At 46.0% G+C, this 14822-nt stretch carries 16 protein-coding genes; 13 read left to right on the top strand and 3 right to left on the bottom strand.

Features of this window, described 5'->3' with window-relative positions; translation table 11 throughout:
• The 8 genes from M1P97_RS13920 to M1P97_RS13885 form a co-directional block, all read left to right on the top strand.
• Positions 1 to 869 (top strand): BACON domain-containing protein (locus tag M1P97_RS13920; RefSeq protein ID WP_317242868.1); only part of this gene is annotated, 869 nt, incomplete at its 5' end.
• A gap of 568 nt (positions 870 to 1437) precedes the next feature.
• Positions 1438 to 2316, top strand: coding sequence for an Rpn family recombination-promoting nuclease/putative transposase (locus tag M1P97_RS13915; RefSeq protein ID WP_249389392.1), 879 nt, complete (start codon positions 1438 to 1440; stop codon positions 2314 to 2316).
• A gap of 198 nt (positions 2317 to 2514) precedes the next feature.
• A complete protein-coding gene (locus tag M1P97_RS13910; RefSeq protein ID WP_249389391.1) occupies positions 2515 to 2802 on the top strand; it encodes an HU family DNA-binding protein in 288 nt (95 codons plus the stop codon).
• Entirely contained in the window at positions 2799 to 3938 is a 1140-nt protein-coding gene (locus M1P97_RS13905) for an OmpA family protein (protein ID WP_249389390.1), read from the top strand. Before M1P97_RS13910 ends, M1P97_RS13905 begins: the two co-directional genes overlap by 4 nt.
• A gap of 80 nt (positions 3939 to 4018) precedes the next feature.
• Positions 4019 to 4513: a hypothetical protein gene (locus tag M1P97_RS13900; protein WP_195371419.1), complete on the top strand. Its 495-nt coding sequence runs from the start codon at positions 4019 to 4021 to the stop codon at positions 4511 to 4513.
• A gap of 168 nt (positions 4514 to 4681) precedes the next feature.
• Complete coding sequence (locus tag M1P97_RS13895; protein ID WP_195371417.1) at positions 4682 to 5128, top strand: HU family DNA-binding protein; 447 nt, start codon at positions 4682 to 4684, stop codon at positions 5126 to 5128.
• Positions 5129 to 5159: 31 nt separating this feature from the next.
• On the top strand, positions 5160 to 5366 hold the full coding sequence (locus M1P97_RS13890) for a hypothetical protein (RefSeq protein ID WP_028726708.1): 207 nt from the start codon (positions 5160 to 5162) through the stop codon (positions 5364 to 5366).
• Complete coding sequence (locus tag M1P97_RS13885; RefSeq protein ID WP_394803915.1) at positions 5350 to 6213, top strand: D-Ala-D-Ala carboxypeptidase family metallohydrolase; 864 nt, start codon at positions 5350 to 5352, stop codon at positions 6211 to 6213. Before M1P97_RS13890 ends, M1P97_RS13885 begins: the two co-directional genes overlap by 17 nt.
• A gap of 212 nt (positions 6214 to 6425) precedes the next feature.
• On the opposite strand, the gene M1P97_RS13880 is transcribed toward M1P97_RS13885, so the two are convergent.
• From M1P97_RS13880 to M1P97_RS13870, 3 genes are all read right to left on the bottom strand, one after another.
• A complete protein-coding gene (locus M1P97_RS13880; protein ID WP_249389388.1) occupies positions 6426 to 6647 on the bottom strand; it encodes a hypothetical protein in 222 nt (73 codons plus the stop codon).
• 111 nt (positions 6648 to 6758) lie between these two features.
• Positions 6759 to 7583, bottom strand: coding sequence for a hypothetical protein (locus M1P97_RS13875; protein WP_249389387.1), 825 nt, complete (start codon positions 7581 to 7583; stop codon positions 6759 to 6761).
• 101 nt (positions 7584 to 7684) lie between these two features.
• Complete coding sequence (locus M1P97_RS13870) at positions 7685 to 8245, bottom strand: NUDIX hydrolase (protein ID WP_195371407.1); 561 nt, start codon at positions 8243 to 8245, stop codon at positions 7685 to 7687.
• Positions 8246 to 8333: 88 nt separating this feature from the next.
• On the opposite strand from M1P97_RS13870, the gene sucC reads away from it, so the two are divergent.
• From sucC to M1P97_RS13845, 5 genes are read left to right on the top strand one after another with little or no spacing between them, the layout of a single operon-like run.
• Positions 8334 to 9473: an ADP-forming succinate--CoA ligase subunit beta gene (gene sucC, locus M1P97_RS13865; protein ID WP_249389386.1), complete on the top strand. Its 1140-nt coding sequence runs from the start codon at positions 8334 to 8336 to the stop codon at positions 9471 to 9473.
• Positions 9474 to 9488: 15 nt separating this feature from the next.
• Positions 9489 to 10352, top strand: coding sequence for a succinate--CoA ligase subunit alpha (gene sucD, locus M1P97_RS13860; protein ID WP_195371404.1), 864 nt, complete (start codon positions 9489 to 9491; stop codon positions 10350 to 10352).
• Between the two features lie 41 nt (positions 10353 to 10393).
• On the top strand, positions 10394 to 11842 hold the full coding sequence (locus tag M1P97_RS13855; RefSeq protein ID WP_195371402.1) for an SGNH/GDSL hydrolase family protein: 1449 nt from the start codon (positions 10394 to 10396) through the stop codon (positions 11840 to 11842).
• On the top strand, positions 11817 to 13202 hold the full coding sequence (locus tag M1P97_RS13850) for a GDSL-type esterase/lipase family protein (protein ID WP_394803917.1): 1386 nt from the start codon (positions 11817 to 11819) through the stop codon (positions 13200 to 13202). The genes M1P97_RS13855 and M1P97_RS13850 overlap by 26 nt, the downstream gene beginning before the upstream one ends.
• Positions 13192 to 14721, top strand: a complete 1530-nt coding sequence (locus M1P97_RS13845; RefSeq protein WP_195371400.1) for an MBOAT family O-acyltransferase — start codon at positions 13192 to 13194, stop codon at positions 14719 to 14721. Before M1P97_RS13850 ends, M1P97_RS13845 begins: the two co-directional genes overlap by 11 nt.
• The last annotated feature ends 101 nt before the right edge of the window (positions 14722 to 14822 follow it).

The raw sequence follows: 14822 nt of genomic DNA, 5'->3' as shown, positions 1-14822 counted from the left end.
ATTTGAACAGTACGGAGCGTACAGCAGCTAATATATCAGTGAAAGCCGGGAATATAACCAAGCCGGTTGCTATCAAGCAGTCAGGTTCAACGTTTAGTGTTTCCAAAACAGAGATTGAGTTAGAAAATACGGTAACTTCCGGTTCTGTAACAGTAAAAGGAACTGATGGTTTGCCATGGACGGTAAGTCCGTCTGAGCAAACTAATGGAATAACACCAGCAACTAGCTCTTCCACTGCCACCGGAGCTGACCAGACGCTAACATTTAACGCTACTGCCAATACGGGGGGGGCTCGTGAAGCAACGTTTACTGTTGCTGTACCAGGAGGTAATCATTCTAAAACAGTAAAGGTTAAACAGAAGGATGGATTGACTAATGCAGTGATGATTGATCAGGCGTTAGTAACAGCTTACAAGGAGGCGTACCCTAGCAGCGACTATCCTCCATTTAATTATGATCATGAAGATACAAATGGAAGTGGTAGCGATTATAAAGGAAATTCAAGTGATTATACAATAAGTATACCTTATACAGTTGAGGTTGAGAGTACGCAATCCGCCAATAGTTATAGATATAGCGAGACGGGTGTATTGAAATATTGTAGGTCAAAGGGAACGGGTTGGCGAGTGCCTACCGCGATAGAGTTGTTCGCTATGTATACAAAGTGTAAAGGTGCGAATGAAGATGCGTCGGATAGCGAGGCCGCATCGAGCGCACTTGGGGCAAAGTTTATTTTCTACCCATACTGGAGCAGTTCGGTGAGCCAAGGAAATAACAAGTACCGTGTCAGCATTGCGATGGGTAATGGCTTAATCGGGAAAGATGCTACGATGTATACATGTCGAGTACGTTGTGTCCGCGACATATAAGGTGTGTCCAGCTAACTTAATAAATGATGATGGTCTGTAATCCGAGGTTTGGAGGGCGTTAGAATACCCTTGTAACAGAGAAAACAGAGACTGGTCCATCGGTAAAGAGCGATCAAGAGCATTTACCAAACCACGCTCCGGTGCTTTACTCCAACGGGTAAGGTATTGAACGGAAGAGCGAAAAGGCAGCGGTGAGAGAACCGTGTCAGGTGAATATATAGAAAAAGGTGAACCAAAATGACAGGTTTTGTAGGGGTAGGGTTTGCCCACCCTTTGCGACAAGAATATAACAACCGGTGAAGAAGGGCGGGCAGACCCCGCCCCTACGGCCGAACCTGCCTGTTCCATTGTGACGGCGCCTGTAAGGGCGGTTCGCGAACCGCCCCTACCAACGCACTACATTCATATTTGACAATAATTGAAACATTCATATCTGATAAAAAGCGATCTTTGACATATTGAGGGTTTGAAGAAAAATAGTAAGGCGGTTACGGGGTATATTGCCTTGAATTGATTACATTTGCATGTATATATTTGTATATATAATAATGTATAATTGTATCGTCTTATGAAAGATAGTTACATTCGATTCGATTGGGCCATAAAGAGGCTTCTGCGGCAGAAAGCCAATTTCGGCGTGCTGGAAGGGCTGCTTACCGTGTTGTTGGATGAAAAGGTGGAGATCATCGAACTGCTGGAAAGCGAAGGCAACCAGCAATCCTTTGACGACAAATTCAACCGGGTAGACATCAAGGCTAAAAACAGCAAGGGGGAGATCATCATCGTGGAAGTACAGAACACACGTGAACTGGCTTTTCTGGAACGTATCCTCTATGGTGTGGCGAAAGCCATCACCGAGCATATCTCTTTAGGGACGAGTTATTATGAGGTGAAGAAAATCTACTCCGTAAATATTCTTTACTTCGATATCGGCAAGGGAAACGATTACCTGTACCACGGCCAGAATATCTTCACCGGCGTACATACCGGCGATCGTCTGGAAGTGAGCGTAAAGGAGAAAGATGCCCTGGTGCATAAACTACCGGCAGAGATTTTTCCCGAGTACTTTCTGATCCGTGTGAACGAGTTCAACCAGGTAGCCGTCACTCCGTTGGAGGAATGGATAGCCTATCTGAAAGACGGCACGATCCGTCCCGACACGACCGCTCCCGGTTTGAAGGAGGCGCGTGAAAAGCTGATCTATCATAATATGAGTGACGCGGAACGCCGTGCCTATGATAATCACTTGAGTGAAATTATGATCCAAAATGATACGTTGGAAGGAACCAGGCTGGAAGGTCGCCAGGAAGGTTTCGCGGAAGGCCGCCAGGAAGGTGAGCTCTTAAAACAAAAGGAAATTGCAACCGATATGAAACAGTTGGGTCTGGATATTCAGCTTATCTCGCAGGCAACCGGTTTGACTGCCGAAGAAATAGCGAAGCTGTAATATACCGTATAAGACCCTTTTTCTTCAAACCCTCAATATCTCGAACAAAGAGATATCGAGGGTTTTTTTATGCCCTCACGGAAGTGACAGGTGACAAGTGACAGTTGACAGTTGGGCTTCGCGTTCGGAGATAAACAGAAATAGAATAAAACAAGATAGGAAAACAGAGATTATGTTACAATATAAACAACAACAAACATGAACAAAACAGACTTAATCAACGAAGTCGCCTTTAAGATGGGCGTACCGCGATATCAATCGCTTAAATTTATCAATACGTTCGAAGCAGTGCTGGCAGATGCGATCAGAGGTGATAATTCCCTTATGCTGCAAGGATTCGGTACTTTTTCTCCGTGGAAACAGACCGAGCGGGTGGGGCGTAACCCCCGGGCAGGTACTACCTGTGTGATCCGGCCGCGTACCAGCGTGAAGTTTAAACCGGGAAAGCAATTGCTGCAGACCCTTAATTCGGCCCCGGATAAATGATACGCTACGAAAAAGTGAAAGAGACAGCCGGGCTGTTGGCGCTGGCTGCTACTCTCTTTTCCTGCGGGACTTTCCGGCCGGAAACGGGCGGTAATAGAGGGGGCATTACGCCGGTGCGCCACGCCGAAATCCCGCAGATACAGATAGATGCGGCTGCTGTGTACGGGCGGATGGTGAGTTATGTTACTCCCGAAGTCTGTGTTACCGCTCCCCATACCGTCACCCGAAAGCTGACGGCTTATATCGCTTATCCTGCCGGCGGTACCGCCGTCGACCCCCGTTATGGCAATAACCGGGCGGAACTGGAGAAGCTCTGCGGAGAACTGGACGTCCTGTTACGGGATGGAAACCCTGTAAGGAACATTCGTCTGACAGGCTATGCTTCGCCCGACGGTAATACGTCGGCCAACGAACGTCTGTCTGCCGGACGGGTATTGGCATTAAAGAAGTACCTGCAGGATAAACGTTACCTGCCTGACAACAGCCAGGTCACCATCGATTGGGTAGGTGAGGATTGGCGGGGGCTGGCCCGCCTGCTGGAAACAACTCCGGTAAAGAGCTATGCCTCCCGTGTACTGGCGTTGCTCGACAGTATCCCGGATGCCGATACCAGGCGCAGGCAATTACGCCGCCTGGATAAGGGTGCCGTATATAAAGAGTTGGAGAGAACCTTTTTTGCCCGTCTGCGACGCATTGAACTGGAAATAAGCGGGGAGGTGGAGAGTGAAGAAAAGAAGACGGCCGATATGGATGTATTAGTCGACCGGGTGTATTCGTCACCGGAAAAGATGTCGCTCGCAGAGTTCTTGCAGGTGGCTTCGCTGTACCGTCCGGGAACGGAGCAGTATCGCGAGATATATGAGCTCGCAGCTTATCGCTTTCCCGCTTGCGGAGTAGCACAATTGAATGCTTCGGCGGCCTCGCTGGCGCTCGGGGATAAGGAGGCGGCCCGCTATTTCCTGCAACGGTGCGACGACGATCCCCGTTCGTATATCAACCGGGGTGTCTTATTATTGATGGAGGGTGACGGGGAGGCTGCTTGCGGATACTTCCGCAAAGCAATGCCCCAGAATCCCCGCCTGGCAAGGGAGAACTTATCGGTGGCATTGAAAATGATGGCATTGTCCGGCATGTAAGCGTAAAATCGTCTCGGTTTCGTTGTACATGCTTGTTGGCCGGAAAGAGAATTCACTCTTTCCGGCTAATTTTTTATATTATGTACGATACATTGAAATCGTTGTTCGGCAGAAAGAAGCCGTCGGTAAGTAAGTTTGAAATCATCCTGAGTGAATTACCCCCTGTCAGGCGTTTGTATTACCGGCAGCTGGCTTATAAAGTAGCTCTTTGCGAATGGGATTACCTGACGGTAGATTACAAAACGTTCCTTACGAATTTTATCACACGCGACTGGCAGCGGTCGGTCGATTACCTGCTGGAGCATACCGCGCTGGGGGAGCTGCGGTTCGACCTGCAGGAGCCTGACATCATCCAGCGTTTTATCGGCCTGACGGAAGGGAGGGCATTCGGGCATGAGGCTTCCTTTGTCCATCTGGCTTTCTCGCTTCGTCTATCCTTCACCTATGATTACGACATCGAGTATTTCGGAGACAAATTGCGTTCGATAATTCTCACAGCCACCGATCTCAATATGCTGAAAGACAAGACCCCCGTCACCAATGAACCTGGGTATATCGGACCGCGTGTGAAATAAGTATAAAACCCGGGGGGAGAACAGGTTCGGTGATAGAGAGGATGAATGTCTCGTTGTCGTGCTTGAGACCCTCTTCTCTCCCCTTATTATCGCAGAGAGTTCCTACTTCGCTTATCCTATATTTGTTTTGTGTTTCGATAACGGGTATTAACTAATACATTATTAATTATGGCAATGAAGTTTAAGTTGGTAACAAGAAAGAACATGGGGCCGGACAAGGAAGAAGTACCGGAGAAAATCTATGCACAGATGGTGTGTGGCGATTATGTTCCTTTTGAAGAGTTTATTGAGGAAATAGCCGATAGTTCGGGTGTAGGCAGTGCCGGGGTAAAAGCGGTGATCGACCGTTCGGTGGTTATCCTGGTTCGCCATTTGCAGCATGGACGAAGGGTACATTTCGGGGATCTCGGTCATTTCCGGTATAACTTCGGTTCGGAGGGCGTGACAGATGAAAAGAGTTTTACTACGAGTATGATCCGCGAACCGAAAGTTCGTTTCTTCCCGGGCAAAGAGTTGCGTGTCGCTAAAAGCCGTACGAGTTTCGAAAAGATGTCGTTGGAGAAAAAAGACGAAGGCGAAGGTGGTGGTGAAGACGACAGACCGGTGATCGAGTGAGTTGACAGTTGACAGTTAAAAGACGGAGATTATGAAACGGTTAACGGTTCAGTTGATTATTGCAATCCTGCTCACATTGAGCGGGATTGTTCTTCTCTTCAGCGGATTCTGGATCGATCCGCAGGGATTGATCGATAACAGCGTATTGGTGGCTTTCGGTGAGATCAGTACGTTTGCGGGTGCCCTTTTCGGGGTTGATTATACCTATAAATTTAAAATCAATGACAATGGAAAGTAGAAGTAAAAAGACCGGGTTAAGTGAACATTTCACGTTGGAAGAGCTTACGTATAGCCGTACCGCAGTAGAGAATGCGATAGCCAATGAACCGCCTGCTCAGGTAAGAGCATCGTTGCAGCATCTGGTCGGTTGTTTGCTGGAACCGTTGCGGCAATTGTATAAGAAGCCGATCGCCATTCTGAGCGGTTACCGGAATAAAGAGGTGAACCGTCTGGTGGGCGGTGTGGCTACGAGCCAGCATGTGAAGGGGGAGGCAGCCGATTGTTATACTCCCGAAGGCCCGGAGAAGTTGCTGGAACTGTTGATGCGATCGGGCTTACCTTTCGACCAGGCTATCTTATACAAACGCCGCCGTTTCCTGCATCTTTCGTTGAAGCAATTCGGAAAGAACCGGATGCAAGTACTTGTTTATATGCTCTGTATTGCCTGTTTATTCTTTAGCTGTGGTATGAAAAAAACTGTGCGCCGGCAGGAAAATGCAAATCGGAACGAGTCGGTCAGAATAGACCGCAACGACAGCTTGTTATTACAAAGTCGCTCTATCCTGAACGACTCCTTATCGTGGGAACTAAAGCAGGTCATTTTCCTTCCACCAGACAGTTCGGGCAGGCAACCCCTGCAAAGCCTTACCGTAGCCCGCCTGCAACAGGTTAGCAGCAGTATCGACAGCCTGGCCTCTGTTTCTGCTACGCAACAATCCTATACCGCGAGAACAGTGGAAGAAATACAAAAACAGGAAGTACGTCACACCAGTAACTACCGTATTCTGATCTTAACCGTAGCTGGGCTTTGCTTCTTTATAGGAGGGATGATCTATATTAAAAGGAAAAGAGTAGAACTTACTTGATGGAATATTTTAGATATTCAGGATCCCTTCGTATATCCCAAACCGCTGTGATACATACATTGTTTCCTTCTATATAATATATAAGTTTGAAGTGTTTCTCAACGACCAGCGAATGATATTCTTTTTCTCTATTGGCTAAAAAAGGTTCTACCGGTCCTGCATATGCAAATGGTAGATATCCTCCAGGTCGAGTTGTGCAATGGGCATCCATTTTACGATATATTCCATCGATTATATTTTTTACGGAGTTCCTCTGTAGTCAATCCTAAACCTTGACGAGCTTCTTCTTCAGCCTGATCCAGTCGTTTATTCAGTTCTTCAAGAGTATATTGACAGGGTGGACGTTGGATCTCTGTATTGAATCCGTATGCAGCCTGAGGCTCATTTACGCTTTGTGAAGTTTCTTCCGGTAATGGATATTCTTTTTTTGTCATGGTTGGTTATTCTTTTTAAGTTATACTGCAAATGTAATGAATTCCTTGTAACTAAAAGGAGATAACTAAATATTTCTTTGAAATAAATTATGTAACAGGCCTTCTTTAACGTCAGTGCAGTTTTATATACCCTAATTTTGTATACCGTATATTCCGGGAGGTATAATGTTTGATCACCTTAGCCGAGCGGATATGCATTTTCTCTCCGGCCTGATAAGCATGGTCGGTATTACTTAACTTACCGCTTTCCAAGCTGCGGTCGGTTGCACGAATGGTGAAGAAAAACAGGTTGCCTGCTTCGTCCGAAGCAACGATTTTCTGGTCGACGTAAAAATGGGGGGTTCCCCGGATAGTACGGGTCTTATATGGATTATCTTCCACTTTGACCCGCAGGATGGAAAGATGCAGCTCACTAAGTTTTTCGTCTATTACTCCGACAAATCGACTAACGGGTACTTTGTGCATACGGGAAGTATATAGATCCTGATGAACCCATGCATAGGTTGCCGCCAGTTCCTTAAAACGCCTTTCGCTTTGTACACGCGCGTCATATTTATTGGCAATCCATGCCACATACTTAGGGTCGATCGTTACGATCTGATATAAACGGTATCCGCGATATTTGCCGAAAGTGATAACGTCGTCGGCATTGTGGGATATGGAGTCGATACGGGGAGTAATGTTCAGCCTGGCGAAGGAGTTGGCTACGGCCTTCATTGCTTTTTCTACTGAGTTGATCGCATTGACCTCCAATGTAGAAAGGAAAACATTCGGATGATATTCAGCACCCGGATTATAGAACCAAAGCGTATAATAAGCGGTCTTTTCATTAGGCAAAAGAATATAGTACACGCCTTTGTCAGCATTTCTTCCTTCGTTAAACTCTTTCAGTTTATCCAGGACAAATTGTTCGATATAGTCTGAAATGTTACTCATAAAACTCATCCTCCTCATATTCTTCCCTAACAAATATATGAAAAGAGGATGAATTATCCTAATAAAATCGTGATTATAACAGGGAAGTAGCCCCTTTTCGATTATATCAAACGGTTCTCCGCAAAGTATTTCCAAAGCGGGGCAGCGTGTATGGCCTGTTTGATCTGATCTGTTTCCAGTAGCTCCTTTACTTCGTCGAGCGTAAGGATATGGACGGTCAGGTCTTCCGTATCCTCCAGGTGCTGGGTGGTGACTTGTTCGACATCGGTAGCCAGAAAGCAGTGAGTCAGATTGGTATGTGTTCCCGGATTGGCGGAAACTGTCATATATTCAGTCCATTCTCCGTTGCCAAAACCTGTTTCTTCCAATAGCTCACGTTGGGCGGAAACGAGTGGGGAAGGGTCTTCTTTTTCACAGACTCCCGCGCATAATTCGAAAGAGGTTTCGCCTAATCCATGACGATACTGCCGCACGAAGACAAATTTATGCTCTTTGGTAATTGCTATGACATTGATCCAGTCCGGGTATTCAAAAACATAATATTCCGGTATCTGGTTGCCGTTGGGAAGTTCTACATGCTCGCTACGAACTGTCAACCAAGGCTTACGGTGAAGATAGGTGCTTTCAAGCACTTTCCATTTTCTATCATTCAAGTTTTTCATATATTTGTATCAAGTTTTTTTGTTACTTAAACTAACGGACAGCCGGATTGTTTATTATAAAAGTAGGAACCACTAAATTTATTATTCGATGAAGATACACGAATATCAGGCGAAAAAACTCTTTTCTGATTATGGAATACCGGTCGAACGGCATATTTTATGTAGTACACCGGATGAAGCCGTGGCTGCTTTTAGCCAGTTGGGAGAAGAAAAGGTTGCCATCAAGGCACAAGTACTGACCGGAGGCAGGGGCAAAGCCGGCGGTGTGAAACTGGCAGGTAATGCAGAAGAAGCCCTTCAGTATGCAGAAAACATTCTAGGTATGACGATCAAAGATTATCCCGTTACCCGGGTGATTGTCAGTGAAGCCGTGAATATCCATCTGGAATATTATATCAGTTTTGTGATCGACCGTAATTCCCGCTCGGTCGTCCTGATGATGAGTGCCGAAGGTGGCATGGATATAGAAGATGTCGCTCATCGCGCCCCTGAAAAGATCTTTCATTTCCGGATCGATCCGATGATCGGAATTCCGGATTATCTGGCCCGGCGTTATGCTTTTACTTTGTTCGATAAGTTGTCGCAGGTGAATCAATTAGCAGGTATCATACAAAATATGTATCGTTTGTTTATTGAGAAAGATGCTTCCCTGGTGGAGATAAACCCGCTGGTAATGACCCGTGAAGGAGTCTTGATCGCCATCGATGCCAAGATGACTTTCGATGATAATGCGTTGTATCGCCAACCTGGCGTATTGTCTCTTTTCGAACCAACGGAGGAAGAAAAGATAGAAGTCAGGGCAAAAGAAAGTGGTTTCAGTTATGTGTATATGGGCGGTGAGATCGGCTGTATGGTGAACGGTGCCGGTTTGGCAATGGCGACAATGGATATGATTAAGCTTTATGGTGGCGATCCGGCCAATTTCCTTGATATCGGAGGAAGTTCTAATCCGGAAAAAGTGATTGAGGCCATGAAGTTGTTGTTGAAAGATCCCAATGTAAAAGTGGTATTAATCAATATATTCGGGGGAATAACCCGTTGCGATGATGTTGCTTACGGTTTACTGAAAGCTTTCGAACAGATAGAGAATGATATTCCCGTTATTGTCCGCCTGACCGGAACTAACGAAAAGGAAGGGCGCGACCTGTTGCGCAATACGCGTTTTAAAGTGGCTGAAACAATGGGTGAAGCAACCCGGATGGCCGTAGAATTATCAAAAAACCAGTAAGAAAGGATAATCATCATGAGCATACTTATTAATAAATCAACCCGCTTGATCGTGCAGGGTATTACCGGACGCGACGGCCTTTTCCATGCGCTGAAAATGAAAGAATACGGAACGAATGTGGTAGGAGGTACTTCACCGGGTAAAGGTGGAACCGAGATAGAACATATTCCGGTATTCAATACGATGTATGATGCCGTTCAGCAAACACAGGCGAACACATCTATCATATTTGTTCCCGCCCGTTTTGCTGCCGATGCGATCATGGAGGCCGCCGATGCGGGTATAGGATTAATTATTTGTATCACAGAAGGAATACCTACGATAGATGTGATCAGAGCCTATTGTTTTGTACAGATGAAAGGAGCGAAACTGATCGGACCGAATTGTCCCGGTCTGATCTCGCCGGGAGAGAGCCTTGTCGGCATTCTTCCCGGAAAAGTGTTTATGAAAGGACATACAGGTGTGTTAAGCAGAAGCGGAACACTCACTTATGAAGTCGTTTATCATCTTACAGCCAATGGAATGGGACAATCTACAGCCGTAGGAATGGGGGGTGATCCTGTTGTGGGACTTTACTTCCGTGAATTACTGGAAATGTTTGAAAATGATCCTGATACGCATTCAATCGTGATGATCGGAGAGATCGGTGGTAATGCGGAAGAGCTGGCGGCAGAATATATACGCAAGCATGTGACCAAGCCTGTCGTTGGATTCATTGCCGGACAATCTGCCCCGCCGGGTAAACAAATGGGACATGCCGGGGCAATTATCTCCGGAGGAACCGGTACAGCCGTTGAAAAAATACGGGCGATGGAAGAGGCAGGCATACGAGTTGCCAGCGAACCATCTGAAATACCGGAGCTTTTAAGTAATAAATAGCAACTTTATCCCTATCTTTGCACCTTCGTAAGAATGAGTAAATGAATAGAGATGATAATTTCGGCAGATTGCTGGCGTTGCTATTAATCACGCTATGTATCTGTCTGGGGCTATATTATCTGCCGGACCAGTTGTTCGGACAGAAAATAAAAAAGGTTGACTTACTTTCGGATTTACGGGTAAAGACGCAATCACTATCAATGGATTCACTGCGTAAGCAGCTTGAACAGCCGGATACGTTGCAAATAGACTCGGTTGCTTTGCGTGATTCGATTATCCGTTCTACGGGGATCGATTCGGCGGCATTGGCTTTGCGCGATTCATTGTACAATGTGATGTATTCCGTTCAGGGAGCCGATTCGCTCGGTACGCATATCGAAGATTATTCGGTCGGTCATATCGGGTTGAAGCGTTTCTTTGCCGCACTCAAAAAGGGTAAAGAACTAAAACGTCCGGTTCGCGTTGCCTTTCTTGGCGACTCGTTTATCGAAGGGGATATTGTTGTTGCAGACCTGCGTTCGGCTTTGCAGAAAGAGTTTGGTGGCCGTGGAGTCGGCTTTGTACCGATTGCATCAGTCGCTTCGCAATTTCGTCCGACTGTCGAACAGCGCTCGGAAGGATGGCATACCTGGTCGATGCTGACTGATCGTGATCATGGTTATACGCTTTCGGGTATGATGTTTGAACCGAAGGGAGAAAAAGCTTCGGTTTCTGTTAAGACAACAAACCGTTATCCGGAGTTGCAGACTGTTTCTTCCCTGAAATTCCTGTATGAACAAAATACGGTAACCCGTATGAAACTGCTTTGTAACGGTGAACCGGATACAATCAGCGAACTGTTGCCGGCAACGACTGAAATAACCCAATACGAAAAGAAAGGAACATTTACCGAAGCTTCGTTCTCGTTTACAGAGACGGATGGTTTCCGGGCATTAGGTGTTGCGATGGAAGATAATTCGGGTATTGTGGTAGACAATTATTCTTTACGGGGAAATTCCGGAATAATTCTTGCCCGTCTGGACAGTGCCCGCTGCCGGAGCTTGAGTAAGGTGCGGCCGTATGATCTGATCATTCTCCAATATGGTTTGAATGTAGTGAGCGACAGTGTCCTGCATTACGGATGGTACAACAGCCGTATGACGGAGGCTGTTCGGCGTGTTCAGGTTTGTTTCCCGGAAGCAGATATATTGCTGCTCGGTGTTTCCGACCGCAGTCATCAGGAGGACGGCGCATTTGAAACCATGCCTGCCGTATTGGCTTTACTTCATACACAGCGACAGATTGCCCGTAAGACCGGTATCCCGTTCTGGAACACGTTTGGGGGAATGGGTGGAGAAAACAGTATGGTACGCTTCGTCGAAAATAACTGGGCGAGCAAGGATTATACGCACCTCAGTTTTCGTGGAGGACGCGAAATAGCTACGGCGTTAATGAAAGCATTATTGTTAGAAAAGGAATTTTATGATGAAGCAGACAAAGTGGTTAATTAACCTGTCGGTTTTAATGGTGCTGATTGCGATCACCATAGGGGCGACGAATCTTTCGCCAGCCCGTTCGTCTGTTCGGGATACAGGAATGGTTTTGCAGGATACACTGGCCTCACCGGACACTGTTGCATTGCCTTCCGCCTCTTATAAGATAGGTGTTGCTGTCGATTCTATCCTGTTGCCTGCATCGGATAGCGTAAATGAATATGCTCCTTTAATGGGCTTCTTTGCCGCGCTCGATTCATTACGTGCCGGAAAAGATACAGTCGTCACAATCGTTCAGCTGGGCGATTCACATATTCAGGCCGGTCATTACAGCGGACGTATGATGCGTCTTTTACAGCAACAGTTCGGTAATGCAGGACGTGGCTGGGTGGCTCCTTTTAAATTGAGCAAGACCAATGAACCGGACGATTATTTCATTTCATCTGTTGCCAAAGAATGGGTTGCCGGACGTTGTATACAGAATAACAGGAAGGCTCCGATCGGGCCCGGTGGAATCGGTATCCAGTCCGTATCGCCTTCTATTAACTTCGATATCAGTATGGCTCCGAACAATGGGGCCGGATACTCTTTTAACCAGGCTGTTATTTACCGGGGAGAAAAGTCTATGCCGATGCTTCCTGCCGGTAAATTGAAAGATTCGATCAGGACTTCTCTAAGCACGGCCTCGTGTGCACCGGGTGTTGTGGCCGATACATTCCGTATCTCGTGCCTGGCTGATACATTGCAGTTGCACAGTACCCGCCGGAAGCAAGGGACGGATAATCTGTTGCCTGCCTCTTCTTTTAAGAATGTTTATTATGGCTTCAATCTGACCAATGGCCAACCGGGTATATTATATCATTCGGTAGGAGTGAACGGAGCCATGTTTGTTAATTATACAGACGAAAATTATGTCCGTCAGCTGGCTTTATTGAACCCATCGTTATTGATTATATCGCTGGGGACGAACGAGACTTTCGGCAGACGTTTTACCCGTAATGAGTTCGCCGGACAGATCGAAGACTTTATCTCTTTGGTAAAAAAACAGATGCCACATACGGCTATCCTGCTTACTACGCCGCCCGAATGCTATAAACGGGTGACTGTAAACAAGAAACGTACCTATGTGCGCAATGAAAATACAGAACGCGCGGCAAAAGCTATTATAGAAGTAGCCCGTCGTGAAGGCCTTGCCTGTTGGGACTTATTTGCTGCCACAGGTGGAAAAACTTCGAGTTCCAAATGGCATAAGGCCGGACTGATGGGGCGCGACCGTGTTCATTTTACTAAAGAAGGCTATCAGGAGCAGGGACTTTTATTGTATCGCGCCCTGATGCAAACATATAACCGATATATTACAGGCAACGATGTTCGATAATCTGGATTTCTCAAAACTGGGCGAGATACTTACCTATCACCGTCTTTCACCGATACTGTTCAGCAGCGGGCTGTTCTTCTTTTTATTTATAGGCTTCCTGATCATTTACATGTCACTCAGGAAGCATTTGTTGGCCCGTATTATATATGTAACGCTGTTCTCCCTTTATTTCTATTATAAGAGTAGCGGGCTTTGGTTCTTCCTGTTGTTGTTTACCGCCACGTCCGACTTTTGTATTGCACAGGGGATATTCCATACTTCAGCCCAGTGGAAACGTAAGTTGTTGGTAGTAGTTAGTTTATGTATAAATCTCGGTTTGTTGGGATATTTTAAATACTTCAACTTCCTGTTGGAGATTATTGCGACTGTTACACGGGAGTTCGGCTATCAGTTTGGGAATACTTCCATGCAAAGCGTCACTTATCAGCCGATGGATATTTTCCTGCCTGTCGGTATTTCTTTTTTCACTTTCCAAACGATCAGTTATGTCATTGATGTATACCGTGGAAAGATAACACCATTAACCCGTTGGATCGATTATGTGTTTTATGTATCGTTCTTTCCGCAGTTGGTGGCCGGTCCGATCGTTCGTGCCCGCGATTTTATCCCACAGATTTATAAGAATCCGATTGTTACACGCTCAGAGTTTGGAGAAGGTTTGTTTTTGGTATTGTGCGGTCTGTTTAAGAAAACGGTGATTTCCGATTATATCAGCATGAATTTCGTAGATCGTGTATTTGATGCCCCGTTGCTCTATACGGGAGTAGAGAATCTCTTGGGTGTTTATGGCTACGCATTGCAGATCTATTGCGATTTCTCCGGGTATTCGGATATGGCGATCGGTATTGCTTTATTGCTGGGATTCCGTTTCAATATGAACTTTGACTCGCCCTATCAATCGGCCACTATTACAGAGTTTTGGCGGCGCTGGCATATTTCTCTTTCTTCCTGGTTGAAGGATTATTTGTATATCTCGTTGGGAGGAAACCGGAAAGGGAAGGTTCGCACGTATATAAATCTGTTGATTACGATGTTGCTGGGTGGTTTATGGCATGGAGCTTCTATGAGTTTTATCATTTGGGGCGCTATACATGGAGTGGCACTGGCTATCCATAAGTTTATCATGGGGCGATTCGGTAGTTTCAAACAATTAGGTTCGGAGATGAAACCCTGGCGCAGGGTGTTGGGTATATTTATCACTTTCCATCTGGTTTGTTTCGGTTGGATATTCTTCCGCGCCGACTCACTGCAAACGGTAAAAGAGATGCTTACGCAAATCTGTACGAACTTCCATCCGGAAGTGTTTACCCAGTTTGTAACCGGTTATAAGGGAGTTTTTATATTGATGATAATAGGTTATGTGTTGCACTTTATGCCTAAGTCGGCAGAGAATGCTCTGCAGGGTGTGGTAACCCGGTCTCCACTGTTGGTGCAGGCGGTTATTCTGGCTGTCATGGTTTTCGTTGTCGTACAATTCAAGAGTGCCGGTGTGCAGCCGTTTATCTATTTCCAGTTCTGATGTAAACTAAATATTTCTATAATTATAAAGCGACCACGCTACTGTTTCTGCTCCTGAGTGTTTTTGCCTGCGGAATATCAGGAGTAAAGACAGTCTATTTA

Origin of the sequence: Parabacteroides leei (assembly GCF_023369805.1) — a bacterium.
GTDB classification, from domain to species: domain Bacteria; phylum Bacteroidota; class Bacteroidia; order Bacteroidales; family Tannerellaceae; genus Parabacteroides; species Parabacteroides leei.
Note: the sequence above shows the minus strand (reverse complement) of the source record. Positions and strands in the feature narration are given on the sequence as shown.